At 68.5% G+C, this 25,927-nt stretch carries 22 protein-coding genes; 15 read left to right on the top strand and 7 right to left on the bottom strand.

Annotation, left to right across the window (positions count from 1 at the left end):
• The first annotated feature begins 173 nt into the window (after positions 1-173).
• Complete coding sequence (locus Herbaro_RS22220; RefSeq protein ID WP_275011772.1) at positions 174-1,790, top strand: NAD(P)/FAD-dependent oxidoreductase; 1,617 nt, start codon at positions 174-176, stop codon at positions 1,788-1,790.
• A gap of 114 nt (positions 1,791-1,904) precedes the next feature.
• Here the strand turns inward: Herbaro_RS22220 and phaP are convergent, their stop codons facing one another.
• The 5 genes from phaP to Herbaro_RS22195 all read right to left on the bottom strand — a co-directional run bounded on the left by phaP (position 1,905) and on the right by Herbaro_RS22195 (position 5,734).
• Positions 1,905-2,474: a TIGR01841 family phasin gene (gene phaP / locus Herbaro_RS22215; RefSeq protein WP_275011771.1), complete on the bottom strand. Its 570-nt coding sequence runs from the start codon at positions 2,472-2,474 to the stop codon at positions 1,905-1,907.
• A 221-nt stretch (positions 2,475-2,695) separates the two neighbouring features.
• Positions 2,696-3,937, bottom strand: coding sequence for a patatin-like phospholipase family protein (locus Herbaro_RS22210; RefSeq protein WP_275011770.1), 1,242 nt, complete (start codon positions 3,935-3,937; stop codon positions 2,696-2,698).
• A gap of 141 nt (positions 3,938-4,078) precedes the next feature.
• On the bottom strand, positions 4,079-4,288 hold the full coding sequence (locus tag Herbaro_RS22205) for a DUF3717 domain-containing protein (RefSeq protein ID WP_275011768.1): 210 nt from the start codon (positions 4,286-4,288) through the stop codon (positions 4,079-4,081).
• 69 nt (positions 4,289-4,357) lie between these two features.
• Positions 4,358-4,507 carry a hypothetical protein gene (locus tag Herbaro_RS22200; protein ID WP_275011767.1) on the bottom strand — a complete coding sequence of 50 codons (150 nt, stop codon included), beginning with the start codon at positions 4,505-4,507 and terminating at the stop codon, positions 4,358-4,360.
• Positions 4,508-4,522: 15 nt separating this feature from the next.
• Positions 4,523-5,734: an MFS transporter gene (locus Herbaro_RS22195; RefSeq protein WP_275011766.1), complete on the bottom strand. Its 1,212-nt coding sequence runs from the start codon at positions 5,732-5,734 to the stop codon at positions 4,523-4,525.
• Between the two features lie 248 nt (positions 5,735-5,982).
• On the opposite strand from Herbaro_RS22195, the gene Herbaro_RS22190 reads away from it, so the two are divergent.
• Positions 5,983-7,191, top strand: a complete 1,209-nt coding sequence (locus tag Herbaro_RS22190) for an MFS transporter (RefSeq protein WP_275011765.1) — start codon at positions 5,983-5,985, stop codon at positions 7,189-7,191.
• A gap of 85 nt (positions 7,192-7,276) precedes the next feature.
• Here Herbaro_RS22190 and Herbaro_RS22185 read toward each other — a convergent pair whose 3' ends face one another.
• Complete coding sequence (locus Herbaro_RS22185) at positions 7,277-8,173, bottom strand: SDR family oxidoreductase (protein ID WP_275011764.1); 897 nt, start codon at positions 8,171-8,173, stop codon at positions 7,277-7,279.
• Between the two features lie 114 nt (positions 8,174-8,287).
• Here Herbaro_RS22185 and Herbaro_RS22180 point away from each other — a divergent pair, with 114 nt between their 5' ends.
• The 11 genes from Herbaro_RS22180 (at position 8,288) to Herbaro_RS22130 (ending at position 21,759) form a co-directional block, all read left to right on the top strand.
• Complete coding sequence (locus tag Herbaro_RS22180; RefSeq protein ID WP_275011763.1) at positions 8,288-9,139, top strand: helix-turn-helix transcriptional regulator; 852 nt, start codon at positions 8,288-8,290, stop codon at positions 9,137-9,139.
• Positions 9,140-9,304: 165 nt separating this feature from the next.
• Complete coding sequence (locus Herbaro_RS22175; protein WP_275011762.1) at positions 9,305-10,561, top strand: SfnB family sulfur acquisition oxidoreductase; 1,257 nt, start codon at positions 9,305-9,307, stop codon at positions 10,559-10,561.
• Positions 10,562-10,599: 38 nt separating this feature from the next.
• The gene (locus Herbaro_RS22170; RefSeq protein WP_275011761.1) at positions 10,600-11,853 is read left to right on the top strand and encodes an SfnB family sulfur acquisition oxidoreductase; all 1,254 of its coding nucleotides are present in this window, start codon (positions 10,600-10,602) and stop codon (positions 11,851-11,853) included.
• A gap of 94 nt (positions 11,854-11,947) precedes the next feature.
• Positions 11,948-13,531 (top strand): ABC transporter substrate-binding protein, encoded by a 1,584-nt coding sequence (locus Herbaro_RS22165; RefSeq protein ID WP_275011760.1) that lies wholly within the window; start codon positions 11,948-11,950, stop codon positions 13,529-13,531.
• Positions 13,532-13,578: 47 nt separating this feature from the next.
• Entirely contained in the window at positions 13,579-15,228 is a 1,650-nt protein-coding gene (locus tag Herbaro_RS22160; protein ID WP_275011759.1) for an ABC transporter substrate-binding protein, read from the top strand.
• A gap of 12 nt (positions 15,229-15,240) precedes the next feature.
• Positions 15,241-16,272, top strand: a complete 1,032-nt coding sequence (locus tag Herbaro_RS22155) for an ABC transporter permease (protein ID WP_275011758.1) — start codon at positions 15,241-15,243, stop codon at positions 16,270-16,272.
• A 10-nt stretch (positions 16,273-16,282) separates the two neighbouring features.
• Positions 16,283-17,164 carry an ABC transporter permease gene (locus tag Herbaro_RS22150; RefSeq protein WP_275011757.1) on the top strand — a complete coding sequence of 294 codons (882 nt, stop codon included), beginning with the start codon at positions 16,283-16,285 and terminating at the stop codon, positions 17,162-17,164.
• 9 nt (positions 17,165-17,173) lie between these two features.
• Positions 17,174-17,728 (top strand): carboxymuconolactone decarboxylase family protein, encoded by a 555-nt coding sequence (locus Herbaro_RS22145; protein ID WP_275011756.1) that lies wholly within the window; start codon positions 17,174-17,176, stop codon positions 17,726-17,728.
• A gap of 12 nt (positions 17,729-17,740) precedes the next feature.
• Positions 17,741-19,111, top strand: coding sequence for an LLM class flavin-dependent oxidoreductase (locus tag Herbaro_RS22140; protein WP_275011755.1), 1,371 nt, complete (start codon positions 17,741-17,743; stop codon positions 19,109-19,111).
• A 20-nt stretch (positions 19,112-19,131) separates the two neighbouring features.
• Complete coding sequence (locus Herbaro_RS22135; RefSeq protein WP_275011754.1) at positions 19,132-20,844, top strand: ABC transporter ATP-binding protein; 1,713 nt, start codon at positions 19,132-19,134, stop codon at positions 20,842-20,844.
• Between the two features lie 99 nt (positions 20,845-20,943).
• Complete coding sequence (locus tag Herbaro_RS22130; protein ID WP_275011753.1) at positions 20,944-21,759, top strand: MetQ/NlpA family ABC transporter substrate-binding protein; 816 nt, start codon at positions 20,944-20,946, stop codon at positions 21,757-21,759.
• Between the two features lie 203 nt (positions 21,760-21,962).
• Here Herbaro_RS22130 and Herbaro_RS22125 read toward each other — a convergent pair whose 3' ends face one another.
• Positions 21,963-23,426 carry a cysteate racemase gene (locus tag Herbaro_RS22125; RefSeq protein ID WP_275011752.1) on the bottom strand — a complete coding sequence of 488 codons (1,464 nt, stop codon included), beginning with the start codon at positions 23,424-23,426 and terminating at the stop codon, positions 21,963-21,965.
• A 213-nt stretch (positions 23,427-23,639) separates the two neighbouring features.
• Here Herbaro_RS22125 and Herbaro_RS22120 point away from each other — a divergent pair, with 213 nt between their 5' ends.
• A complete protein-coding gene (locus Herbaro_RS22120) occupies positions 23,640-24,581 on the top strand; it encodes a DMT family transporter (protein WP_275011751.1) in 942 nt (313 codons plus the stop codon).
• A gap of 12 nt (positions 24,582-24,593) precedes the next feature.
• Positions 24,594-25,916, top strand: a complete 1,323-nt coding sequence (locus Herbaro_RS22115; protein WP_275011750.1) for a DUF2863 family protein — start codon at positions 24,594-24,596, stop codon at positions 25,914-25,916.
• The last annotated feature ends 11 nt before the right edge of the window (positions 25,917-25,927 follow it).

The following is a 25,927-nucleotide window of genomic DNA, read 5'->3' as shown; positions in this document are numbered from 1 at the left end:
GCCGCGCTGGGCTGGCCGCCCCGGCTGGAGTAAAATGGCGGCTTTCGCGCAGCCCGTCGGGTTTTTCCGTCCGCCAGCGCCCCCGTCCCGTACGCACGCCATGCGCCGGAGGAGGGCCGGATCGTCCGGGCCGCGCAGTCCCGCACATCCTGAGCCTGAGAAAGTCCCCGCACATGCTGCGCATCAACGAGCTATTCCTTCCGCTGGATCACACGGAAGACGACCTGAACGCCGCCATCCTGGAGCGGCTGGGCATCACCGCCGACGAGCTGGTCTCGTTCACCCCGTTCCGCCGCAGCTACGACGCGCGCAAGAAGAGCGGCATCATCCTCACCTACACGCTGGACGTCGAAGTCAAGGACGAGGCGCGGGTGCTGGAGCGCAACCGGAAGAAGACCAACGTCGGCCCCACTCCCGACACCGGCTACCACTTCGTCGGCCGCGCGCCGGCCGGCTTGAAGAAGCGCCCGGTGGTGATCGGCTTCGGCCCCTGCGGCCTGTTCGCCGCGCTGCTGCTGGCCGAGATGGGCTTCAACCCGATCATCCTGGAGCGCGGCAAGACCGTGCGCGAACGCACCAAGGACACCTGGGGCCTGTGGCGCCAGCGCGAGCTCAAGCCCGAGTCCAACGTGCAGTTCGGCGAGGGCGGCGCCGGCACCTTTTCCGACGGCAAGCTGTACAGCCAGGTGAAGGATCCCAAGCATTACGGCCGCAAGGTGCTCACCGAGTTCGTCGCGGCCGATGCGCCGCCGGAGATCATGTACGTCAGCAAGCCGCACATCGGCACCTTCCGCCTGGTCAAGATGATCCAGTTGATGCGCGACAAGATCGAGCAGCTGGGCGGCGAATTCCGCTTCGAGCAGCGGGTCGACGACGTGCGGATCGAGGACGGCAAGATCCGCGGCCTGACGCTGGCCGGCGGCGAGCAGATCGAGGCCGACCACGTGGTGCTGGCCATCGGCCACAGCGCCCGCGACACCTTCGAGATGCTGTACGAGCGCGGCGTCTACATCGAGGCCAAGCCGTTCTCGATCGGCTTTCGCGCCGAGCATCCCCAGTCGCTGATCGACAAGTGCCGCTTCGGCCCCAGCGCCGGCCACCCGATCCTGGGCGCGGCCGACTACAAGCTGGTGCACCACGCCTCCAACGGCCGTTCGGTCTATAGCTTCTGCATGTGCCCGGGCGGCACCGTGGTGGCGGCGACCTCCGAGCCGGGCCGCGTGGTCACCAACGGCATGAGCCAGTACTCGCGCAACGAGCGCAACGCCAACAGCGGCATCGTGGTGGGCATCTCGCCGGCCGACTATCCGGGCCACCCGCTGGCCGGCATCGCCTTCCAGCGCGAGTGGGAAAGCCGCGCCTACGAGCTGGGCGGCGGCAACTATGACGCGCCGGCCCAGCTGGTGGGCGACTTCATCGCCAACCGGCCGTCGACCGCGCAGGCGAGCGTGGAGCCGTCCTACAAGCCGGGCGTGAAGTGGGGCGACCTCAATCCCTCGCTGCCCAAGTACGCCATCGACGCCATCCGCGAGGCGCTGCCGGCCTTCGACAAGCAGATCCGCGGCTATTCCATGCACGACGCCGTGCTGACCGGCATCGAGACCCGCACCTCCTCGCCGATCCGCATCAAGCGCGACGACCAGACCCTGCAAAGCCTCAACACCCGCGGCCTGTATCCGGCCGGCGAGGGCGCGGGCTACGCCGGCGGCATCATGTCGGCGGCCATCGACGGCATCCGCGTGGCCGAGGCGCTGGCGCTGGACATCATTGCCGAGTCCGGCCGCCACTGACGCAATGCCGCCGGCGGCTCGTGCAGCGATGAGCGGCAAGTAAAAAAGCAAAAGGCCGCTACGGTTTCCCGTAGCGGCCTTTTTCGTTTGCCTTGCCCAGTTATGCTGCGCCGATTACTTCTTGGCGCGGGTGGCGGCGGTTGCCTTCTCGGCGGCGGCGGTGAATTGCTTGGTCGCGTTGGAGAGGTTGGCTTCCAGGGTTTCCACGGCTTGCTTCGAGTTCTTCGACAGTTGCTCGTAGGCGGCGTTGGCGTTGGTCAGGGTCGCCTTCAGCAGCGACACGGCCTGTTCCGAACCCGGGGGCGCGTTCTTGCTGATTTCGTCGATCAGCGACGACAGCTTGCGGCTGGTGTCGGCGATCTGGGCTTCGGCGGCCTTGGTGAACTCGGCCTGGGTCGAGGACACGATGCTGGCCAGGTGACGGCCGTAGGCGGTGGCCTTGTCGGCGCCCGGCTGGGCTTGCGCGGCGGCCAGCGCCAGCAGTTCTTGGGGATCCTTGGCCGAGGCCAGCTGCTTGGCCGAGGCGGCGGCTTCTTCCAGCGTGGCCTTGGTGGCCGACAGGTTCAGCTCGACGATCTTCTCGACGCCTTCGAAGGCCTTGGCGGTCAGGGTGTTGATCAGGTCCAGCTGGGCCTGCAGGTTGGACTTGGTGGCGGCGGAAAACTGATCTTGGTACGAAAACATGTCTATCTCCTTGTGTTAATGGCAAATCAGGCAGCCGGAACAATCGGCTTTCGAGAGCGGCTTTCGACCAGAATCAAAAAACAATCATGATTTGTGCGCCGCAACAATTCACATTGTATGCACTTCTTTGGTGAGGTCAAGCGTATTTTGTGCGCTGCACAAAATAATTTGTAACAACGTGAAAATTATACGACTCAATACCGGTGCGGGTTTGCGCCCGATCAAGACGAACGTTCGGTCGCTTTTGACGACGCATGCTGGGGCTGGACGTAGGTCTCGCCGGTGGGCAGCTCATGCACCACGATGCCGGCATCAGATTCCTCGAAGGGACAGCCGCGGCTGATCTCGATGCCGCGCAAGCCGTCCTGGTAACCCTGCTCCCAGCGCCAGCGCACCGAACCGCGCGCGAAGTTGGCGTCCTTGGAGGCCATGTTCCAGTCGCGTCCGGCATAGGCCAGGCGCACGATATGGATGGTGGTGTCGGCGCCCAGCTCGGCCATCATCTTGCGGTCGGCGGCGGTGAGCATGCGCGGCGGCAGGCGCTGGTAGAGCGCATGGGCGGCGCGGCGCAGCTGGTATTGCTTGAGATAGGCATCGATATGGCGCTGCGAGCGCGAGGCGAAGGTGACGTCCTTCTCGCGCGTCTGCACCTCTTCAAGGGTGCGCGGCTCGGGGCCGTCGGCATGCCACAGGTCGACCATCAGGCACATGGTATTGGCGCGCGGCTCGTCGCCCAGCACCGCCTCCAGCGGCGTGTTGGAGTACAGGCCGCCGTCCCAGTACAGCTCGCCGTCCACCCGCACCGGCGCGAAGCCCGGCGGCAGCGCGCCGCTGGCCATCACGTGTTCGGGGCCGATGGGGCGGGTCGCCGAGTCGAACTTGACCAGCGTGCCGCAGGTCACCTTGACCGCCGACACCGTCATGCGGATGCCGGACTTGCCGTTGAGGTAATCGAAGTCCACCAGCCGTCCCAGCGTCTGCTGCAGCTCGGCGGTGCTGTAGAAGCTGGCCTCCTCGGGCGGCACCGGCAGGCCCATGGCGAAGGGGTTGAACGGGCGCGGCCGGAAGAAACCCGGCACGCCGCGCACGAAGGTGTCCAGCGTGGTCATGCGGGTCGCCAGCGGACGCAGGTTGTCGGGCACCTGGCGCAGGTCGAACATGTCGGGATGGGCCACCGTCTCCCAGAATTCGCGCAGGCGCTCGATGCGTGTCTCGCGCGGGTTGCCGGCGATCAGCGCGGCGTTGATGGCGCCGATCGAGGTGCCCACCACCCAGTCAGGCGTCAGGCCGTTCTCGTGCAGCGCCTGGTAGACCCCGGCCTGGTAGGCTCCCAGCGCGCCGCCGCCCTGAAGGACCAGCGCCACGCGCGGCTTGCCGGGTTCGCCGCCACGCCCGGCGGCCGGCCTGGCGGCGGCGCTCTTGCGGCGGGCGAGGGGGGGAGTCTGCTCGGGATCCTTGCGCATGTTCCTTCCTTTTCGTGGTGGCCCTGGAGAGATCGGCGGCGGGCCGAAACGTTCAGCGGGTCAGAAGGCTTCCAGCATAGCGCGCCTGCGGCGCTGCGCAGAGGGAAATGAAGCGGAAATGGGGAGGGCCGGGCGAAAAGCTCAGCCGCGGCCTTGCCAGGACTCGATCAGCTGGCGCGCCTGCACGTCCATCTGCTCCAGCGCCACCGCATGCCGGCGTTCGAAGATCATCATCGCGTACAGCCCGGCCAGCGCGTTCACCTCGGGCGACAGCGCGCATTCCTCGCCGGTGGCCGGGCGCTGCTGGCGCCAGTAATTGATGGCATCTTCGAGTTCGGTGAGGGTGAGCATGAGGGTATTCCCGGGATGACGCAATGTGGATCGTCGGCCCATTCTAGCGCAGTTCCAAACCACTACTGGTTAAAAACACAGGTAAATCCGATTGGCCAGGTCGACGATGAAGGCCGGTTGCAGGTAGGCGAGGAAGATCCCCGCCAGCACCGCCGCCGCGCCCGCCAGCAGCGCCAGGCGTCGCCAGCGGGCAGCCATGGGAACAGAGCGCGCGGTCACGGCAAGGTTCTCCGCTCAGCGCGCCGCCAGCGGGCGGGCGATGGCCTGTTCGCGCACCGGCAGGTTGATCAGCGTGGCGAACACGCCCAGGCCCAGGGTGATGGCCCATACCGTGTCGTAGCTGCCCTGGCGCGTGAACAGCCAGCCGCCCAGCCACACGCCCAAAAAGCTGCCCACCTGGTGCGAGAAGAACACGAAGCCCGACAGCATCGACAGATGCTTCACGCCGAAGATGCCGGCCACGATGCCGTTGGTGAGCGGCACGGTTGAGAGCCACAGCACGCCCATGGCCGCCGCGAACAGGTACACCGACCACGGCGACAGCGGCGCGGCCAGGAACAGCGCGATGGCCGCGCTGCGCGCCGAGTAGATGCCGGCCAGCAGGTAGCGCTTGGGCAGCAGGCCGCCCAGCTTGCCGGCGTAATAGGAGCCGAAGATGTTGAACAGGCCGATCAGCGCCAGCGCGATCACCGCCACGTTGGGATCCATGATGCCCTTGTCCTTGAGGTAGGAGGGCAGGTGGGCGCCGATGAACACCACCTGGAAGCCGCACACGAAATAACCCGCCACCAGCAGCTGGAACGAGCGGTAGCCGAAGGCTTCGCGGATCGCCTCGCCGATGCTCTGCCCGTGCGCGGCGGCCGCGCGCGCCGGCTCCTTCAGGCGCAAGGCCATCGGCAGCATCATCACCAGCACCAGCGCGGCCAGCCAGAAGAAGGCCTGCTGCCAGCCGGCCACCGAGATCAGCTGCTGCTCCACCGGCATCATCATGAACTGGCCGAAGGAACCGGCCGCCGAAGAGATGCCGAAGGCCCAGGAGCGCTTCTCCGGCGGCGCGCTGCGGCCGACGATGCCGCTCACCGCGCCGAAGGCGGTACAGGCCAGCGCGCCGCCGATCAGCACGCCCGAGCCGATCACGAACAGCGCCGGCTGGTGCGCCAGCGCCATCCACAGCAGGCCGGCGGCGTACAAAAAGGCGCCAAGCACGATCACCCGCGCCGTGCCGAAGCGGTCGCAGGCCATGCCGGCGAAGGGGCCGATGGCGCCCCACATCAGGTTCTGCATGGCAATGGCCAGCGAGAAGGTCTCGCGCGTCCAGCCGTGCGCCTGCGAGATCGGCTGCAGCCAGAAGCCCAGGCCATGGCGCACGCCCATGGCCAGCGTGAGCACCACGCCGCTGGCGATCAGCACGGTCTTGAAATCGGGGGCGCGGTCGGTGTGGAACATGTGTCTCTTCCCTTGAAGTCTTGTCGTTATGGAGCGCGCGGGGCGGTGCCGGGCATGCCGCTCGCGCTTATGCGTTTTTGTTCTGTTGTTACGGGAGTTTACTGCAAAGCCGGCATGGGCAGCGCCCGCAAAACGCGCTGCCGCCTGCAAGAACCGCGCATCTGGGTTAAGGTGCGCGCTTGCGCATGCTGCAGTACAGCATGCGCCCGCCGCCACACGCCCACACGCCACGCCCTCCGGAGAAAAACATGCCCATCCCCCTGTTCGCCCTGGCGCTATGCGCCTTCGCCATCGGCACCACCGAATTCGTCATCATGGGCCTGCTGCCCGAAATGGCGGCTGACCTGCAGGTCAGCCTGCCGGCGGCCGGCTACCTGGTCAGCGGCTATGCCCTGGGCGTGACCGTGGGCGCGCCCATCCTGGCCTCGGTGACCAGCCGCATCGCGCCCAAGCGCGCGCTGGCCCTGCTGATGCTGATCTTCATCGCCGGCAACCTGCTGTGCGCGCTGTCGGTCAACTACGGCATGCTGATGGCGGCGCGCGTGGTGACCTCCTTCGCCCATGGTTCCTTCTTCGGCCTGGGCGCGGTGGTCGCCACCAGCCTGGTCGCCAAGGAAAAGCAGGCCAGCGCCATCGCCCTGATGTTCACCGGCCTGACCCTGGCCAACGTGGTCGGCGTGCCGGCCGGCACGCTGCTGGGCCAGAGCTTCGGCTGGCGCGCCACCTTCTTCGGCGTGACCGCCATCGGCCTGGTCTCGCTGGCGGCCGTGATGGCCTTCCTGCCGACGCGCATCCAGACCTCCGACGGCACCGCCGAGGACAGCGCCGCCCTCTGGCGCAGCAAGCCGGTGTGGCTGGCCTTCGCCACCACCGTCGTGTTTTCCGCCAGCACCTTCGCCGTGTTCACCTACATCGCGCCGATCCTGCGCGACGTCAGCGGCATCTCGCCGCGCGGCGTGGCCGGCGTGCTGCTGCTGATCGGCGTGGGCCTGGCGGTGGGCAACATCATCGGCGGCAAGCTGGCCGACCGCAACGTGATGCGCGCGCTGCGCCTGAACTTCAGCATGCTGGGCGCGGTGCTGCTGGTATTCATGGTCACCAGCCACGCGCCGGTGTCGGCCATCGTGACCGTGTTCCTGTGGGGCATGGCGGCGTTTGCCGCGGTGCCGGCGCTGCAGATGAACGTGATGGGCAAGGCGGCGATGGCGCCCATCCTGGCCTCCACGCTCAATATCGGCGCCTTCAACCTGGGCAACGCGGCGGGCGCTTTCGGCGGCGGCGCGGTGCTGACCCTGGGCTTCGGCCTGACCGGGATCCCCCTGCTGGGCGCGGTGCTGGCGTTCGTCGCGCTGGCCCTGGCGCTGTGGGGCGCGGCGTTGGACCGTCGCGCGCCCAAGGCGACCGACCATGCCCTGCATGACCAGGCGCGTCGGGAAGAAGAAGTCTGCGTGGAATGATTGCCGGAAAGACGCAATGAGAAAAGCCGCCAGGGAAAACCCGGCGGCTTTTTTTATGCGCGGCGGAGAAACGCCAGCGGCGATCCTACGCGGCAAAGTAGCCCGAAGCCGCATCCTCGATATCGGCCAGCAGGCCCGGCTGTTGGGGCTGCCATCCCACCAGCCCGCGCGTGTAGGCGCTGGAGGCGTGATTGTCCAGCGCCACGAAATGCGCGAACCAGTCGAAGTGCGCCGCCGCCTCGCCGGGCGCCACGCTGACCACGGGCAGCTTCAGCCCGCGCCCGATGGCTTCGGCAATGGCGCGGAACGGCACGCCGTCTTCCGCGTTGGCATGCCAGCGTCGGTGCTCGTTGTTGCCGTGCTCCAGCGCCAGCCGGTAGAGCCGCGCCACATCCAGGCGATGCGCCGCCGGCCAGCGGTTCTCGCCCGCGCCGACGTAAGCCGACACGCCTTTTGCGCGCGCCAGTTTGATCAGCATGGGCACGAAGCCGTGGTCGCCGGCGCCATGCACCGAAGGCGGCAAGCGCATCACCGAAGCGTTCACGCCGCGCGCATGCGCGGCATCGGCAGCCTCTTCCGAGGCCACGCGCGGATGGGCGGCGCCGGCGCGCAGCGCCTCCGTGGCGACGGCGCCCGGCGGCACCAGCGCGGTGCCCGAGGTCACGATCAGCGGCCGCGCGCTGCCGGCCAGGCCGTCGGCCAGCGCGGCAATCACGCCGCGGTCGGTTTCGCAGTTCTCCTTGAACTTGCTGAAGTCGTGGATGAAGGCGGTGTGGATCACGCCGTCGGCCTGCGCCGCGCCGCGACGCAGGCTGTCGAGCTCCTCCAGCGAGCCGCGCAGCGCCTGCGCGCCGGCTGCCGCCAGCTGCGCAGCGCCTGCCTCCGAGCGCGCCAGCCCGGTGACCTGGTGCCCGGCCCGCAGCAATTCATCGACCACGGCCGAGCCGACGAAACCGGTAGCGCCTGTGACGAAAATACGCATGATGAAATCCTTTCGAGTAATGGCTATAGTGAACGGCGACCAGCCATTCTCGTCGCGCCGTCGCGGCCTTTGAAGCCGTGACGTCTTACCGGTATACCGACTAACAGGATAAGCATGAGCACCGCCGCCGACCTCCACGCCAACGCGCTGGGCAACTATCTCCGGGACCGCCGCCAGCGCATCGATCCGGCCGCGCTGGGGCTGCCGGCAGGACGGCGCCGCACGCCCGGGCTGCGGCGCGAGGAAGTGGCGCAGCGCGCGGCCGTGAGCGCCACCTGGTACACCTGGCTGGAGCAGGGCCGCGGCGGCGCGCCGTCGCCCGAAGCGCTGGAGCGCATCGCCCAGGCGCTGATGCTGGACCAGGTGGAGCGCCAGCACCTGTTCATGCTGGCGCAGGGGCGTCCGCCGGAGGTGCGCTACGCGGCCGACAATGAGGTCTCGCCGCGCCTGCAGCGCGTGCTGGACGCCTTCGGCGCCAGTCCCGCACTGGTGCGCAGCGCCACCTGGGACGTGCTGGCCTGGAACCGCGCCGCCTGTGCGGTGCTGGCGGACTATCCGGCGCTGGCGCCCGGGGAGCGCAACATCCTGCGCCTGATCTTCGCCGACGCGCGCCCCTGCGACCGGCAGCCGGAGTGGGAAAGCGTCGCCCGCATGGTGGTCTCCACCTTTCGCGCCGACGCCGTGCGCGCCGGCGCCTCGCGCCACGTCCAGGGCATGGTCGACGAGCTGTGCGCGAGCAGTCCCGACTTCGCCCGCCTGTGGTGCGAGCAGGAGGTCAGCATCTACGGCGAAGGCTCCAAGCGCATCGACCGCGACGGCGTGGGCACGCTCAACCTCGAATATTCCACCTTTGCCGTCGACGGCCGCCCCGAGCTGCGGCTGCTGGTGTTTACGCCGATGGCGCCGGCCGACGCCGAGGGCGTGCGCACGCTGATGAGCGCCTACGACGCCGCGCGCAGTCAGTGACACCGCTGCGCGCATAAGCTTGCGCGGAAAACGCAGCATGAGAAATCCAAGCAAGCACATGCGCAAAGCTTCGTTCTGCAAAGCGCCGCGCTTTGCTCTAATGATCCTCCGGCCCGGCGTTCGCCCTCCATGGGCGCCGGCCATTTCAGGAAGGATCATCGTTTCATGTCAGCGGTCATCGACGCCCAGCGCGCACCCAATGTGCGCCGCACTGCTCCCCATTCCGCCCCGTCGGCCCAGCGCATCGCCAGCGACGAACACGCGCTGCAGGTGGCGCGCGAGCTGGCGCAGGATTTCGCCCGTGGCGCGGCTGAACGCGACCGCGAGCGGCGCCTGCCGTTCGAGGAGATCGAGCGTTTCTCGCGCACCGGCCTGTGGGCCATCGCGGTGCCGCGCGCCTACGGCGGCATCGGCGCCTCCTGGAACACGGTAGCCGAAGTCTTCAAGATCATCTCCGCCGCCGATCCTTCCATCGGCCAGATTCCGCAGAACCATTTCGGCAACCTCAACGTCATCGCCAACGCCGGCAGCGAGGAGCAGAAACGCTTCTTCTTCGCGCAAGCCTTGAGCGGCGCGCGCTTCGGCAACGCCGGGCCCGAGCGCAACAGCAAGAACGTGCTCGACGTGCGCACGCGCGCCTTGCTCGATCGCGAGGCCGGCGACGGCAGCTACCTGCTGACCGGCACGCGTTTCTATTCCACCGGCGCGCTCTACGCGCACTGGATCCCCACCCGCGCCATCGACGACGAGGGCCAGCCGCTGTTCATCTACAACCGCCATGACGCGCCGGGTTTGCGCGTCATCGACGACTGGTCCAGCTTCGGCCAGCGCACCACCGCCAGCGGCAGCGTGGTGTTCGACGGCGTGCACGTGCCGGCCGGCCAGGTGCTGCACGTCAAGGATTTCCTGCGCCAGGCCAACAACATCGGTCCGGTCTCGCAACTGATCCAGGCCGCCATCGACGCCGGCATCGCCCACGCCGCCGTGCGCGACGCCATCGAGTTCGTCACCACGCGCGCGCGGCCCTATGCCGACAGCGGCCTGGAGCGCGCCTCAGACGATCCCTACATCCTGCGCGACATCGGCAACCTGACGCTGCGCCTGCACGCCACGGACGCGCTGCTGGAGCGCGCCGCCGGCGTGCTCGACGCGCTGCCCGAGACCATCAGCTTCGAGCAGATGGCCGCGGCCTCAGCGGCGGTGGCCGAAGCCAAGGTGCTGTCCACCGAACTGTCCCTGCTGGCTTCCGAGAAGCTGTTCGAGCTGTCCGGTTCGGCCTCCACGCTGGCGGTGCACAACCTCGACCGCCACTGGCGCAACGCCCGCGTGCACACGCTGCACGACCCGGTGCGCTGGAAGTACTACGCCATCGGCAACTACGCCCTGAACGGCACGCCGCCGCCGCGCCATTCGTGGAGCTGAGCGCTCCTCTTTCTTCATCGCCTACCTGACGGAACACCATGACCCAGACCGCCGCCGCTTCCACCACGCTCGATTCGCTGCCGCCCGCCGGCTCCGGCGCGCCGCGCATCGTCGCCCGCATCCGCGACGACGCCGAGGCGCTCGCCGTCGCCCGCAAGCTGGCCGAGGATTTCGAAAGGGAGTCCGCGCTGCGCGACCGCGAGCGCAAGCTGCCTTGGGATGAGCTGGAGCGCTACGTGCGCTCGGGCCTGTGGGGCATCACCGTGCCCCGGCAATACGGCGGCGCCGGCGTCTCCTACGGCACGCTGGCCGAGGTGATCGCCACCATTTCCTCGGCCGACGGCTCCATCGGCCAGATCCCGCAAAACCATTTCTACGCGGTCGAACTGATCCGCGTGAACGGCAGCGAATCGCAGAAGCGCTTCTTCTTCGAGCGCGTGCTGCAGGGCGACCGCCTCGGCAACGCGCTGGCCGAGCTGGGCACCAAGACCTCGCACGACCGCAAGACCAGCCTGGCGCGCGACCCGGACGGCCCCGGCTATCGCATCAACGGCCGCAAGTTCTACGCCACCGGCGCGCTGTACGCCGACTGGGTGCCGACCTCGGTGATCGACGAGGCCGGCGTGCAGCAGCTGGCCATCGTGCCGCGCCACGCGCCCGGACTGACCATCATCGACGACTGGTCCGGCTTCGGCCAGCGCACCACCGGCAGCGGCAGCGCCGTGTTCGAGAACGTGCACTTGCCGGCCGACGCCGTGATCGGCTTCGCCTCGGCCTTCACGCGGCCGACCCAGATCGGCCCGATGGCGCAGATCCAGCACGCCGCCATCGACCTCGGCATCGCCCGCGCCGCTTACCGCGACCTGCTCGAATTCGTGCGCAGCCGTTCGCGCCCCTGGGTCGACAGCGGCGTCGAGCGCGCCAGCGACGATCCGCTGACCATCCGCGAAGTGGGCGACCTGACCATCCAGCTGCACGCCGCCGAGGCGCTGGTGCAGCGCGCCGGCCGCAAGGTCGACGCGGCCGCAGCCGCGCCGGACGAAGACAGCGTGGCCGAGGCCTCGATCGCCGTGGCCGAGGCGCGCGTGCTGACCACCGAAGTCTCGCTGGCGGCCGGCAGCAAGCTGTTCGAGCTGGCCGGTTCGCAATCGACGCTGGCCGAGCACAACCTCGACCGCCACTGGCGCAACGCCCGCGTGCACACGCTGCACGACCCGGTGCGCTGGAAGTACCACGCCATCGGCAACTTCTACCTGAACGGCAAGAAGCCGCCGCGCCACGGCGCGCTGTAACGAATACAACCATCGCAGGCGCGCGCCGCCGCCCCGGCCCGACGGGCGCGGCAGCGCTCGCGCGCATCCGCAACCCAAGGGAAAACAAGAAGACATGCCTATCCGCTCCAAGGCCATCGCGGCCACGCTCGCACTGGCCTGCGGCGCCGCCGCTCCATTCGCGCACGCCGCCCCCAGGTCCGGCGGCACGCTGCTGGCCATCGTCCAGCCCGAACCGGTGACGCTGACCGGCGCGGTCAACACCGCCCAGCCGACCTCGCTCATCTCCACCAACGTCTACGACGGCCTGCTCAGCTACGACAGCGCATTGAAGCCGCACGGCGAGCTGGCCGAAAGCTGGGAGGTGTCGCGCGACGGCCTGGCGATCACCTTCCACCTGCGCCGCGGCGTCAAGTGGCACGACGGCAAGCCGTTCACCTCGGCCGACGTCAAGTGGTCGGTGGAAAACGTCTGGAAGACCCTGCACCCGCGCAACAAGGCGATCCTGGTGAACCTCACCCAGGTCGACACGCCCGATGAGCTGACCGCCGTGTTCCGCTTCACCAAGCCGTCGCTGGCGCTGCTGTCCACGCTCAATTCCTGGGGCGCCCCGGTGCTGCCCCGGCACCTCTACGAAGGCGGCGACGTGCTCAACAACCCGAACAACAACAAGCCGATCGGCACCGGCGCCTTCGTCTTCAAGGAATGGAGCCGCGGCAGCCACATCACGCTCGAACGCAATCCGGACTACTGGGACAAAGGCAAGCCCTACCTCGACAAGATCGTCTTCAAGGTGGTGCCCGACGCCGGCGCGCGCGCCGCCCAGCTGGAAAACGGCGAAGGCCAGTACGCCGTGTTCAGCCCGGTGCCGCCCAAGGAGGCGCAGCGCCTGGCCGCTTCCGGAAAGGCCAGGGTCGAGACCGCCGGCTACCAGTGGTCCTCGCCGGTGATGTACCTGGACTTCAACCTCGACAACAAGTACCTCAAGGACGCCCGGGTGCGTCGCGCCATCGCCTACGCCACCAATCTCGACGGCCTCAACAAGGTGGTCTGGTACGGCTACGGCAAGCCGGCCGTGTCCATCGTGCCCAGCTCGCTGTCCCAGTTCTTCGACGCCAGCGTGCCGCGCTACGGCTACGACACCAGGAAGGCCGAGGCGCTGCTGGACGAGGCCGGCTTCAAGCGCGGCGCCGACGGCGTGCGCTTCACGCTCAGCAACGACTACCTGCCTTATGGCGACGACTACCGCCGCACCGCCGAATACCTGAAGCAGTCGTGGAAGCGCGTGGGTATCGAACTCAACATCCGCAGCCAGGACACCGCCGCCTTCACCAAGCGCGTCTACGGCGACCGCGACTTCGACACCTCGATCACCTACAACGCCTCCTTCCCCGACCCGCAGATCGGCCTCACGCGCATGTACTGGTCCGGCTGGGTCGGCAAGAACGTGCCGTGGACCAACGCCTCCGGCTACAGCAACAAGGAGGTCGACCAGATCATCGAGCAAGCGCAGGGCGCCGCCACCCAGGCCGAGCGCGTGACGCTGTTCAAGCGCTTCCAGCAGATCACCCAGAGCGAGCTGCCCACGCTGCCGCTGCTGGAGCTGCACTTCTTCACGGTGCATTCGCCCCGCCTGCACGGCATCGACGTGCGCGGCGACCAGTCGCAAGGCTCGCTGAAGAACGCCTGGCTGGACTAGGCCGCCAGGGCGCCACGCACACGTCGTCACAACCACAAGGGGAAATCATGTTCAAGCACACCACATTGCGCGCATGGCTGGCCGGGGCCGCATTGGCCCTGTGCGCGGCCGCGCACGCCGCCGCGCCCACGTCCGGCGGCACGCTCACCGCCATCCTGCAGCCGGAGCCGGTGATCCTCACCTCGGCGCTCAACACTGCGGCGCCGACCGGCTTCTTCAGCGCCAACGTGTTCGACGGCCTGGTCGAATACGACAACGACTTCAAGCTGCGCCCGGCGCTGGCCGAGCGCTGGGAGTTTTCCAAGGACAGCAAGACGCTGACCTTCCACCTGCGCCGCGGCGTGAAGTGGCACGACGGCAAGCCCTTCACCTCAGCCGACGTGAAATGGACCCTGGAAAACGTGTGGAAGAAGATCCACCCGCGCAACCAGATCCTGTACGGCAAGGTGACCTCCACCGACACGCCGGACGACTACACCGTGGTGATCCACTTCAGCGAGCCCTCGCTGGCGGTGCTGAGTTCGCTCAACAGCAACGGCGCGCAGGTGCTGCCCAAGCACCTGTACGAAGGCACCGACATCCTCAACAACCCCTACAACAACAAGCCGGTCGGCACCGGCCCCTTCGTGTTCAAGGAATGGAGCCGCGGCAACTACATCACGCTGGAGCGCAATCCGGACTACTGGGATCGCGGCAAGCCCTATCTCGACAAGATCGTCTTCAAGATCGTGCCTGACGCCGGCGCCCGCGCCGCCGCGCTGGAAAAGGGCGAGGCGCAGTACGCCCCGTTCTCGCCGGTGCCCCTGAAGGACGCCGAGCGCCTGGCCAAGCTGCCGCAGCTGAAACTGGAGACGCGCGGCTACGACTGGATCTCGCCCTGGCTGTTCGTCGACATCAACCTCGACAAGCCTTACTTCAAGGACCTGCGCGTGCGCCAGGCGCTGGCCTATGCGATCGACCGCAACGCCTTCAACAAAGTGGTCTGGTACGGCTTCGGCAAGCCGGCTGACAGCCCGGTGGTGTCGACCCTCAAGCAGTTCTACACCGCCGACGTGCCGCAATACGGCTTCGACCCCAAGAAGGCCGAGGCGCTGCTGGATGAAGCCGGCTTCAAGCGCGGCGCCGACGGCACCCGCCTGCGCATCAACCTCGACTACCTGCCCTACGGCGACGACTTCAGGCGCAGCGGCGAGTTCATCCGCAATTCCCTGAAGCGCATCGGCATCGACGTCAACGTGCGCGCCCAGGACACGCCGACCTACACCAAGCGCGTCTACGGCGACCGCGACTTCGACCTCTCGGTGGTCTGGTTCGCCGGCTTCGCCGACCCGCTGGTGGGCGTCACGCGCGCCTACTGGAGCGACTCGGTCGGCAAGAACATCCCCTGGAGCAACGGCTCCGGCTACAAGAGCGCCGAGACCGACAAGCTGATCGAGCAGGCCCAGAGCTCGCCCAGCCAGGCCGAACGCGTGGCGCTGTTCAAGAAGCTCCAGCAGCGGGTGCAGACCGACCTGCCGTCGCTGCCGCTGCTGGAGATGCACTTCTTCACCGTGCAATCGTCCAGCCTCAAGGACACCGTGGCCGGCGTCGACCAGATCTACAGCTCGCTGAAGAACGCCTGGTTCGACAATGGCGCCAGGTCGGCCGCTGCGCCGGCCGGCGTCAACGCTGCCAACCCTGCCATCGTGCAGCGCTGAGCAGGCCCGATCATGAGCGCACCCTTCATCGCCGCGGCCGCTCCGGCGCCGGCCGCGCCCAGCCGCGCCGGGGCCTTCGCGCGCGCTACGCTGCGCCGCCTGCTGCAACTGGCGGCGGTGGTGCTGGGCGTGGCCGTGATCAACTTCTTCCTGCTGCGCCTGGCGCCGGGCGACGCCGTCCAGGTATTGGCCGGGGAGGCCGGCGCCGCCACGCCCGAGTACATGGCGGCGCTGCGCGCGCAGTTCGGGCTGGACCAGCCGCTGGCGGTGCAGTTCGGCAAATACCTGCTGCACCTGGCGCAGTTCGACCTCGGCTATTCCTTCCGCCACGGCATGCCGGTGGCGCAGCTGATCGGCGAGCGGGTGCCGGCCACGCTCCTGCTGATGGGCGCGGCCATCGTGTTCGCCGCCGTGGCCGGGGTGATCCTGGGCACGCTGGCGGCCTATCGCGCCGGCCGGCTGGCCGATGCCCTGATCTCGGCGCTGGCGCTGCTGTTCTTCGCCACGCCGCTGTTCTGGATCGGGCTGATGCTGGTGGTGGTGTTCTCGGTCTGGCTGGACTGGCTGCCGGTGGGCGGCATGTTCACCGTCGAGGCCGGCTACACGGGTCTGGCCCATGTGCTGGACGTGGCGCGCCACCTGGTGCTGCCGGCGGTCACGCTGGGGCTGTTCTACATGGCGGTCTACACGCGCCTGATGCGCGCGGCCATGATTGAGGTGCGGCGCCAGGATTTCGTGCGCACCGCCGTGGCCAAGGGTGCGCGCGCGCCGCGCGTGCTGTTCGCACACGTGCTGCGCAACGCCTTGCTGCCGCTGGTGACCATGCTGGGCGTGCAGGCCAGCTCGGTGGTCGGCGGCGCGGTGCTGGTGGAGACCGTGTTCTCCTGGCCGGGCCTGGGCCGCCTGGCCTTCGAGGCGCTGTTCCAGCGCGATTTCAACCTGCTGCTCGGCATCCTGCTGTGCAGCTCGGTGGTGGTGGTGGCGGTCAACTGGATCGTCGACGCCGTCTATGTGCGGCTCGATCCGCGCATCCGCCTGCGATGAGGAGCCCGGCATGAGCAAGCTCTTGAGCAATCTCGCGGCCGCGCCGATCGCGCCGGCTGCGGCGCCCGGCTGGTTCGGCCGCCTGCTGCGTTCGCCCTCGGCGCTGGCCGGCGGCGCGCTGCTGGCGGTGGTGCTGGCCATGGCGGCCTGCGCCGGCTGGCTGTTCCCGGGCGACCCGCTGGACATGGTGGCCGAGCCCTTCCTGCATCCCTTCGCCGACGCCGGGCACTTGCTGGGCACCGACATGCTGGGGCGCGACATGCTGGCCGGCATCTTCCACGGCGCGCGCGCCTCGCTGCTCATCGCGCTGGTGTCGACCGCGGTGGCGCTGCTGCTGGGCGTCTCCGGCGGCCTGCTGGCCGGCTACTACGGCGGCCGCGCCGACGCCGCCCTGATGCGCGTGACCGAGTTCTTCCAGACCATCCCGTCCTTCCTGTTCGCGCTGGCCATCGTCGCGGTGGCGCAGCCCACGCTATTGACCATCGCGCTGGCCATCGGCGTCACCGCCTGGCCCAGCCTGGCGCGGCTGGTGCGCGCCGAGGTGCTCAAGCTGCGCCACGGCGAGATGGTGCAGGCCAGCGTGGCGCTGGGCGCCTCCGACGCGCGCATCATCCTGCGCGATATCCTGCCCAACGCCGCCACGCCCATCCTGGTGTCGACCTCGCTGATGGTCGCCACCGCCATCCTCACCGAATCCAGCCTGGCCTTCCTCGGCCTGGGCGACCCCAACGCCGCCAGCTGGGGAAACATGGTCGGCGCCGGGCGCGAGGTGCTGCGCACCGACTGGACCATCACCACCATTCCCGGCATCGCCATCGTCGTGACGGTGCTGGCCCTCAATCTTTTAGGCGACGGGTTGGCCGACGTGCTCGACCCGCGCGACAGAAAATAGGAGAACACCATGGCACGCGTATCCACGCTCTTGTCCAAGCAACTGCAACCGGGCCCGGCCCGCGCCATCTTCGAGAAGGTCGAAAACGAGTACGGCCACTTCGGCAACATGTTGGGCGTGCTGGCCCACAAGCCGGCCTCGATCGAACACATCTACGGTCTGCTGCTGGGCTTCGGCGCCGAGGGCAACATCTCCAGGCTGCATCTGGAGATCGTGCTGGTGACGGCCTCCAGGGCCAATGAATGCAGCTATTGCGTGTCGCATCACGCGCCCAAGCTGCGTGCCGAACACGTGCCGGCGGAGACGGTCGAGCGCATCCTCGACGCCGACGTGCCCGGCCTGGGTCCGGTCGAAAAGCTGGTGCGCGACTACGCGTTGGCCGTCACCCGCCAGCGCGTGGGCGACAGCCTGGTGCAGCGCCTGCGTGAGCATTTCGACGAGTCGCAGATCGTCGAGCTGACCCTGCGCGCCGCGCTGTGCGCCTTCTTCGCGCGCTTCAACGAAGCGCTGGACGTGCAGCTGGAGCCGCAATACGCAGCGGCCGACACCGCCGCGGCGGCCTGAGCGGAGCTCCTCATGACCAGGAAACAGATCCGCCTGAACGCATTCAACATGAACTGCGTCAACCACATCAACCACGGCCTGTGGACTCATCCGCGCGACCGTTCGCAGGACTACACCGACATCGACTACTGGACCGGCCTGGCCAGGCTGCTGGAGCGCGGCAAGTTCGACGGCCTGTTCCTGGCCGACATCGTCGGCGTCTACGACGTCTACCAGGGCTCCACCGACATCACCTTGCGCGAGTCGATCCAGCTGCCGGTCAACGATCCGCTGCTGCTGGTCTCGGCCATGGCGGCCGCCACCGAGCATCTGGGCTTCGGCGTCACCGCCAATCTCACCTATGAGGCGCCGTTCCTGTTCGCGCGCCGCATGTCCACGCTCGACCATCTCACCCGCGGGCGCGTGGGCTGGAACATCGTCACCGGCTACCTCGACAGCGCCGCTCGCGCCATGGGCCTCAACGAGCAGCTGGAGCACGACCAGCGCTACGATCGCGCCGACGAGTTCATGGAAGTGGTCTACAAGCTCTGGGAAGGCAGCTGGGAAGACGGCGCCGTGGTGCGCGACCGCGCCAACCGCGTTTACGCCGATCCGGCCAAGGTGCACAAGATCCGGCACAGCGGCGACTACTACCGGGTCGAGGGCATCCACCTCTCCGAGCCGTCACGGCAACGCACGCCGGTGCTGTACCAGGCCGGCTCCTCCGGCCGCGGCCAGGCCTTCGGCGCGCGCCATGCGGAGTGCGTGTTCATCTCCAGCCAGACGCGCGAGGCCGCCAGGAAACTGGTGCAGGGCATCCGCGCCGGCGCCGAGCGCGAAGGGCGCAACGCGGACGACATCAAGATCTTCATGGGCCTGACCGCCATCACCGGGCGCAACGAGCAGGACGCTCACGACAAGTACCGCGAGTACGCCAGCTACGCCAGTCCCGAAGCCGGCCTGGCGCACTTCTCGGCCGGCACCGGCATCGACTTCTCGCAGTACGAGCTGGACGAGCCGATCCGCGCGGCCAAGACCAACTCCATCGAGTCGCTGGTCAAGACCGTCACCAATCCCGAGCTGAACTGGACCAAGCGCAAGCTGCTGAAGCAGCTGGAGCTGGGCGGCCGCTACGCCACCGTGGTCGGCTCGCCCGAGCAGGTCGCCACGGAGCTGGAAGGCTGGGTGGAAGACACCGGCATCGACGGCTTCAACCTGACGCGCACGGTCACGCCGGAGAGTTTCGAGGATTTCGTCGACCTGGTGATCCCGGTGCTGCAGGAACGCGGTTCCTACAAGCGCGAGTATGAACCGGGCACGCTGCGCCAGAAGCTGTTCGGCGAGGGCGCCACGCTGCCCGAGCGCCATGTCGGCGCCGGCTTTCGCGCCGGCGTCGTCGCCTGAGCACCAATAAGGAGATGACCATGCAGCCGCTGCTCGACATCCGCAATCTCAAGGTTTCCTTCGCCGGCCACCAGGCCGTGCGCGGGCTCGACCTGGCCATCGCGCCCGGCCAGACCGTGGCGCTGGTGGGCGAATCCGGTTGCGGCAAATCGACCACGGCGCTCTCGCTGTTGCGCCTGCTGGGGCCGTCGGCCCAGGTCTCGGGCGAGCTGCTGTTCGAGGGGCGCGACCTGCTGGCGCTGTCCGAGGACGACTTGTCGGCCCTGCGCGGCGACGCCATCTCAATGATCTTCCAGGAGCCGATGACCTCGCTCAACCCGGTGCTGTCGATCGGCCGCCAGGTGATCGAGGCGATCCGGCTGCACCAGGACCTGGGCCCGGCGGCGGCCCGCGCGCGCGCCATCGAGTTGCTGGAACTGGTGCGCATCCCCGAGCCGCAACGGCGCATCGACGACTATCCGCACCAGCTCTCGGGCGGCCAGCGCCAGCGCGTGATGATCGCCATGGCGGTGGCCAACCGGCCGCGCCTGCTGATCGCCGACGAGCCCACGACGGCGCTGGACGTCACCATCCAGGCGCAGATCCTCGAACTGCTGGACCAGCTGCGGCGCGAGCTGGGCATGGCGGTGCTGCTGATCACCCACGACCTGGGCGTGGTCGAGCAGTGGGCCGACCGCGTGGCCGTGATGCATGGCGGCGGCAAGGTGGAGGAGGCCGCCAGCGCGGCGCTGTTCGCCGCGCCGCGGCACGACTACACGCGCGGCCTGCTGGGCGCCTCGCTGCGGCTGGAGCAGGACCTGCATTACCGTCGCCGGCGCCTGCCCGAGATCCGCAGCGAGCTGGCGGCAGACGGCAGCCGCAGTTTCACGCTGGGCGGCGGCGAGCCGGCGTTGCCGTTCGCCGCTGCCGATAGCGGGCGGCCGTCGCCGCTGTTGTCGGTGCAAGACCTGCGGGTCGACTACGCCACGCCGCGCGGCACGGTGCAGGCGGTGCGCGGGGTCTCCTTCGACATCGCCGCCGGCGAGACGGTCGGACTGGTGGGCGAATCGGGTTGCGGCAAGTCCACGCTCTCGCGCAGCATCGTGCGCCTGGAAGACAGCGTCTCGGGCCGCATCCTGCTGGACGGCGTCGACATCGCGCGGCTTGGCCGCGCCGCATTGCGCCCGCACCGGCGCCGCGTGCAGATGGTGTTCCAGGATCCCTATGCCTCGCTCAACCCGCGCCACACCGTGGCCGAGATCCTGGACGCCGCGCTGGTGATCCATGAAGTGAAGGACCGCGCCGAGCGGCGCCGCCGCATCGAGCAGATGGTCGACCTGGTCGGCTTGCCCAAGAGTGCGCTCACGCGCTACGCACACCAGTTCTCCGGCGGCCAGCGCCAGCGCATCGGCATTGCGCGCGCGCTGGTGCTGAAGCCCGCGCTGGTGATCTGCGACGAGCCGGTGTCGGCGCTGGACGTCTCGGTGCAGGCGCAGATCCTCAACCTGCTGGTGGACCTCAAGCGCGAGTTCGGCCTGTCCTACCTCTTCATCTCGCACGACCTGTCGGTGGTGCGCTACATCGCCGACCGCGTGCTGGTGATGAACGGCGGGCGCATCGTGGAGCAGGGCGACCACCAGTCGATCTGGCGCGATCCGCAGCATCCCTACACGCGCGCGCTGATCGCCGCGGTGCCGGGCGCGGCGGTCCGGCAGGCGCCGCCGGCGCGCGCGGAGGAACTGCTGCCGGCCTGACCGGCTTAGTCGCGCAGCACATATCGAAGCGGGAAAAGATTCCTTCCTGCGCGGCGACGCGGCCGATACATTGATCCTTTTACCTGCAGGGGAAGAAGGATGAAGCACGCAGTATGGAAGTGGCTGGGCGCGGCGGCGGTTGCCGCCGGATTGGCGGCGTCGGTGCAGGCCGCCGAGGAGAAGGTCATCAAGGTCGGCGTCACCAGCGGCCCGCACGCGCAGATCTTCGAGGCCGCCAGGCGCGTCTTCGAACGCGACAATCCCGGCTACAAGGTGAGGATCATCGAGTTCAACGACTACATCCAGCCCAATGCGGCGCTGGACGCCGGCGAGCTCGACGCCAACAGCTACCAGCATCGCCCGTTCCTGAACGCGCAGATCAAGGCGCGCGGCTACAAGCTGTACGCCGAGGGCAAGACCATGATCGGCCCGATGGCGATCTATTCGAAGAAGTACCGCAAGCTCGATGAGATCCCGGCCGGCGCCAGGATCGGCATCCCCAACGACCCGGCCAACGAGAGCCGCGTGCTGCTGCTGTTGCAAAAACACGGCCAGCTCAAGCTGCGCGCCGGCATCGATCCGCTGACCGGCACCAACGCCACACCGATCGACATCGTCGAGAACCCGAAGAAGTGGAAGTTCGTGGAGATCGACGCCGCCCAGCTGCCGCGCACGCTGGACGATCTCGACGCCTCGGCGGTCAACGCCGACTTCGCCGCCAAGGCCGGGCTTAACCCGGCGCGCGACAGCCTGCTGGTGGAAGACGGCGACAGCCCCTATGCCTGCCTGATCGCCGTGCGCGAGAAGGACCGCGACCAGCCCTGGTTGCGCAAGCTGGTGGCGGCGTATCAATCCGATGAGGTGAAGCGTTTCATCCAGGCCGAGTTCAAGGGAGGGATCTTGGCGGCTTGGTGAGCTATCCCACGACTGGTCGTCCCGGCGAAGGCTTGGACCCGGCGCCGTCCGCCGCGCCTCTCCTGTCGCATCCGGTCATGGGCTCATCGCCTCCTTAATCCGTCGTCCCCGCGAAAGCGGGGATCCAGTGACGTTCGTCATGCCTCGACGGCCGTTGAACGAGGCCTGCACCGAGAAGGTCGGGAGGAAAACTTCCCGAGCCCTCACCCTCCCGCCATGCCTGCCATCTCCACACAGCGCCGCGCCAGCGTATCCGTGGGATCTACCAGCACGACGCTGGCGTCGCCCAGCCGCAGTTCGGCAAACGGCAGCAGCAGCGGCAACTCGGTGCAGCCCAGGATCACCACCTGCGCGCCCTGCCTGGCGAGGTCGTCCAGCCCGGCGCGGATGTCGTCCTGGCAGCGTCCTTCGGTATGGCCTGCCTTGACGCCCTCGCGCCCGTAGATGGCTTCCATCACGCGTTCCTGCGCGGCGGGGGAGGGCGCCAGTTGCCGTAACCCCTGTTCTTCCAGCGCGCGCTGGTAGACCCCGCTGCCCAGCGTGCCGGAGGTCGCCAGCAGGCCGACCTGCTTCAGTTCCGGGAAGCGCCGGCGGATGCTTTGCACCGTCACGGTCAGCATGTTCACGATCGGGATCGCCAGGCTGGACTGCATGCGTTCCACGTAGGCATGCGCGGTGTTGCAGGGAATCGCGATCAGGTCGGCGCCGCCGTCTTCCAGTTTCTTGCAGGTGGCGTACAGCGCGATGGTCGGGTCCGGGCCGTGGCCGATCAGGTTCTCGGTGCGGTCGGGGATCTGCGGGTTCTGTTCCACATGCACCTTGATGTGCTCCTGGTCGCGCGCGGCCGGGGTGTTGCGCACGATCTTTTGCATGAAGTCCACCGTCGCCGCCGGCCCCACGCCGCCCACCACGCCCACCTTGAACGGCTTGGCCGCCGCCTCGCGCCGGCCCTCGGCCACGCTGCGCGCATAGACCCGGTTGCTGTCCACCAGCGGCGCCGGCAGCGCGCCGATGGCGTGCGCCGCCAGCGCGACCTCGGTCAGGCCCGGCAGGATCACTTGCGCACCCTGCGCCGCCAGGTCGCGCGCGGCCTGCGCCAGCAGTTGCAGCGGCCGGTCGCCGAGATGGCCGCGCTTGATGCCGTCGGCGCCGTACACCGCCTCGGCCACCGGATTGACGCCGTCCACCGCGCGCGCATGGATCACCTCGAAAGCCGGCGCCGGGAAGTAGCGCTCGAACAGGCCCGACTCGCGCGTATAGTCCGAGGCCAGCACGCCGATGCGCGTGGCATGCGGGTATTCGCGGCGCACGTGGCCGGCCAGCGCCGCCATCATGTCGACGATGGGCAGGGCGGTGTTGGCGCGCAGCTCGTCGATGAAGGTATGGCTGAGGAAGCAGGGCAGCACCACCGCGCCGACGCCGCGCTTCTCGAAGTCGCGGATCATGTCGAACACGTAGAGCTTGCGCTCGGTGGTGGCGGTGCTGGCCAGGCCATCGCCTCGGGACTGGCGGAAAGGGTGCTGCTCGAAGATGACGTCGGCCTGTTCGATGTCGCCGCCGGCGGCCATCGCCTGCATCAGCTTGAAGAACACGTCGGCCGAGGCCAGCGGGCCCAGTCCGCCGATGATGCCGTAGGAGCGGCGGGTGTCTTGCGCGGTGGCGGGCATGTTGTTTCCTTGTGCGGTGAGGCGTGAACGATGGCTTGAGTATGCGCCCGCGCAGCCCGGGCCATCATGCCGCCCATGCATGAAGTCGGGGCCGCGGGCCGTCTCGCCCGGGCCGGCCCATGCGGATATGACATAAGCCGCGGCCATGCGGGCGGCGGCGATGTGCCCGTCTGCGGTTAAAATCCAGGGCTACCACACCGAAGACGGACCACGATGAGCTATACCCCGAGCCGGGCCATGGGCTACGGCTGCCTGATCCTTTCCATGTCCATGGTCGGCGCCTACGTCGCCCTGACCAAGCCGCTGGCGGCGGCGTTGCCGGTGTTCCTGCTGGCCTGGCTGCGCTTCGGCATCGGCGCGGTGGCCATGGCGCGCTGGCTGAAGAAGCCGGCCGACGAGAAGCCGCTGTCGACGCAGTCGCGCTGGCTGGTGTTCCTGGAGTCCTTCCTCGGCAATTTCCTCTTCACGATCTGCATGATCACCGGCGTCTCGATGACCAGCGCGGTGTCGGCCGGCGTGATCATGTCGGCCATTCCGGCGGTGGTGGCGCTGATGAGCTGGATCTTCCTGAAAGAGAAGATCACGCTGCGCGTGTGGGGCGCGGTGGCCTGCGGCGCCATTGGCATCGGCCTGCTGTCGCTGGCCAAGAATACCCACGGCGCGGATGGCGCGACAGCCGGCCACGGCGCCTGGCTGGGCAACCTGCTGGTGTTCGGCGCGGTGCTGTGCGAGGGTTCGTACGCGGTGATCGGCAAGAAGCTGACCGCGGTGCTCACGCCCAAGCGCATCAGCGCGGTGATCAACCTCTGGGGCCTGCTGCTGATGACGCCCATGGGCTTCTATACTGCCCTGAGTTTCGATTTCGGCGCGGTGCGCGCCGACATCTGGCTGCTGCTGGTGTTCTATGCGCTGGCCGCCAGCGTGTGGACGGTGTGGCTGTGGATGACCGGGCTCAAGGTGGTGCCGGCCGGCCGCGCCGGCGTGTTCACCGTGATGCTGCCGGTGTCGGCCGCGCTGGTGGGCGTGGCCGCCCTGGGCGAGAGCCTTTCCCTGCTGCAGGCCGGGGCCTTTGCCGTGGCCATGGCCGGCATGCTGCTGGCCACCTTGCCCGGACGCGCCGCCCCGGCCGCCCGAACCGAATTGCCGCTGAACTGAGCGAAAGAAGAGATGAACAAACCTAACCGCCCGCAGGGCAAACCTCCGGCCAAGGCGGGCAAGCCCGCCGCCAGGCCGAATCCGAACCCCAAGCCGCAAGGCCCGGCCAGGGACAAGCCGAAGACCCACGTCGCCACCGACGCCTCGCGTCGCCGCCAGCACAGCGCCCATTCCTCCTCGCAGGATCTGGACGACGGCGAGGAGCAGGTGCTGCAGCTGCTGGCGCTGGCTGCGGCGGTGGCCGCCGGCGCGCCCGACGCCGCCGGCCGTCGCGTCGGCCAGGACGAGCTGGAGCGCATGGTGCGCAACTTCCTGCGCCAGCGCGACGACGAGACCCTCTACGAGGCGCTGGAACAGCTGCGCCATGACGACCGCCGCGCCCATGCGCTGTTGCTGGAAGTGGTGGAGGAGAGCGCCGACGTCGTGATCCTGCGCCGCGGCGAGAAGGAAATGGAGATCAACGCCTTCCTGATTCCCTTCCTGGCGCGCACGCGCGGCGGGCTCAGGCAGGAGCTGGCGCTGGCCGACGGCGACGCTTTCGACGCGCTGCGCACCAGCCTGCAAGAGGCCGGCCTGGAAAGCGCCAAGGCGCGCGTGGTGCTGGTGCACCACCTGTACCACCCCGACGAGATCGATGCGCTCACCTACGGCGACGTCGAGGCCATGAACCGCGACGCCTTCGCCTCGCTGACCGACAAGAAGGTGATGAGCGTGCCGGCCATCGAGCGCAGCATGCGCGGCTGGCCGGAAAACGGCTTTGGTGAAGACGACCAGGCGCTGGAGCTGCGCTTCTTGCTCGGCTTCGCGCTCAAGGACATGAACGACCCCTTCTACGCCGTCCCCAGGGACGAGGCCGCGGCCGACGCTTACTTCGAGCGGCGCGGCACGGCCTTCCGCGCCTGGGCCGAGCAATACACGCCGCTGCTGCAGCAGTGCCTGACCGGCAAGCCCGCCGGCGAGGCGCCGTGCGAGCTGCACTTCCTGTACCAGGACCTGTTCCACGGCGGCAAGCGCACCGGCAACGCCGAGTACCGCATGTTGCAGATGATGTCGGAGCTGGAGCAGGGATTGGCGCAATCGGGTGTCGCCGCAGACGGCGCCACCGCGGTCTTCGCGGTGGCCGACGAGGACGGCGAGACCGTGCTGCAGGTGATCCTGCGCGCCGGCGGCCGCGTGCTGGCGCAGTCGGCGCAGGTGCTGGACGGCGACCCGCAGGAACCGCTGCTGGACGCGGCCGATGCCGTGGCCTCGCTGGGCGTGGCGCAGTTCAGGCTGGCCGACGCCATCGACGCCGACGGCAATGCCGTGCGCGAGCGCGACTTCCCGCAGGCTTGAACGCAGCAGCG

Origin of the sequence: Herbaspirillum sp. WKF16 (genome assembly GCF_028993615.1) — a bacterium.
GTDB lineage: Bacteria > Pseudomonadota > Gammaproteobacteria > Burkholderiales > Burkholderiaceae_D > Herbaspirillum.
Note: the sequence above shows the minus strand (reverse complement) of the source record. Positions and strands in the feature narration are given on the sequence as shown.

Bases quoted from the DNA above. Each gene is read 5' to 3' on its own strand.
- Herbaro_RS22195 (WP_275011766.1), bottom strand. From the start codon at position 5,734: ATGTTCCACACCGACCGCGCCCCCGATTTCAAGACCGTGCTGATCGCC.
- phaP (WP_275011771.1), bottom strand. From the start codon at position 2,474: ATGTTTTCGTACCAAGATCAGTTTTCCGCCGCCACCAAGTCCAACCTG.
- Herbaro_RS22205 (WP_275011768.1), bottom strand. From the start codon at position 4,288: ATGCTCACCCTCACCGAACTCGAAGATGCCATCAATTACTGGCGCCAG.
- Herbaro_RS22140 (WP_275011755.1), top strand. From the start codon at position 17,741: ATGACCAGGAAACAGATCCGCCTGAACGCATTCAACATGAACTGCGTC.
- Herbaro_RS22150 (WP_275011757.1), top strand. From the start codon at position 16,283: ATGAGCAAGCTCTTGAGCAATCTCGCGGCCGCGCCGATCGCGCCGGCT.
- Herbaro_RS22130 (WP_275011753.1), top strand. From the start codon at position 20,944: ATGAAGCACGCAGTATGGAAGTGGCTGGGCGCGGCGGCGGTTGCCGCC.
- Herbaro_RS22185 (WP_275011764.1), bottom strand. From the start codon at position 8,173: ATGCGTATTTTCGTCACAGGCGCTACCGGTTTCGTCGGCTCGGCCGTG.
- Herbaro_RS22165 (WP_275011760.1), top strand. From the start codon at position 11,948: ATGCCTATCCGCTCCAAGGCCATCGCGGCCACGCTCGCACTGGCCTGC.
- Herbaro_RS22170 (WP_275011761.1), top strand. From the start codon at position 10,600: ATGACCCAGACCGCCGCCGCTTCCACCACGCTCGATTCGCTGCCGCCC.
- Herbaro_RS22120 (WP_275011751.1), top strand. From the start codon at position 23,640: ATGAGCTATACCCCGAGCCGGGCCATGGGCTACGGCTGCCTGATCCTT.
- Herbaro_RS22180 (WP_275011763.1), top strand. From the start codon at position 8,288: ATGAGCACCGCCGCCGACCTCCACGCCAACGCGCTGGGCAACTATCTC.
- Herbaro_RS22175 (WP_275011762.1), top strand. From the start codon at position 9,305: ATGTCAGCGGTCATCGACGCCCAGCGCGCACCCAATGTGCGCCGCACT.
- Herbaro_RS22155 (WP_275011758.1), top strand. From the start codon at position 15,241: ATGAGCGCACCCTTCATCGCCGCGGCCGCTCCGGCGCCGGCCGCGCCC.
- Herbaro_RS22220 (WP_275011772.1), top strand. From the start codon at position 174: ATGCTGCGCATCAACGAGCTATTCCTTCCGCTGGATCACACGGAAGAC.
- Herbaro_RS22135 (WP_275011754.1), top strand. From the start codon at position 19,132: ATGCAGCCGCTGCTCGACATCCGCAATCTCAAGGTTTCCTTCGCCGGC.
- Herbaro_RS22190 (WP_275011765.1), top strand. From the start codon at position 5,983: ATGCCCATCCCCCTGTTCGCCCTGGCGCTATGCGCCTTCGCCATCGGC.
- Herbaro_RS22115 (WP_275011750.1), top strand. From the start codon at position 24,594: ATGAACAAACCTAACCGCCCGCAGGGCAAACCTCCGGCCAAGGCGGGC.
- Herbaro_RS22145 (WP_275011756.1), top strand. From the start codon at position 17,174: ATGGCACGCGTATCCACGCTCTTGTCCAAGCAACTGCAACCGGGCCCG.
- Herbaro_RS22160 (WP_275011759.1), top strand. From the start codon at position 13,579: ATGTTCAAGCACACCACATTGCGCGCATGGCTGGCCGGGGCCGCATTG.
- Herbaro_RS22125 (WP_275011752.1), bottom strand. From the start codon at position 23,426: ATGCCCGCCACCGCGCAAGACACCCGCCGCTCCTACGGCATCATCGGC.
- Herbaro_RS22210 (WP_275011770.1), bottom strand. From the start codon at position 3,937: ATGCGCAAGGATCCCGAGCAGACTCCCCCCCTCGCCCGCCGCAAGAGC.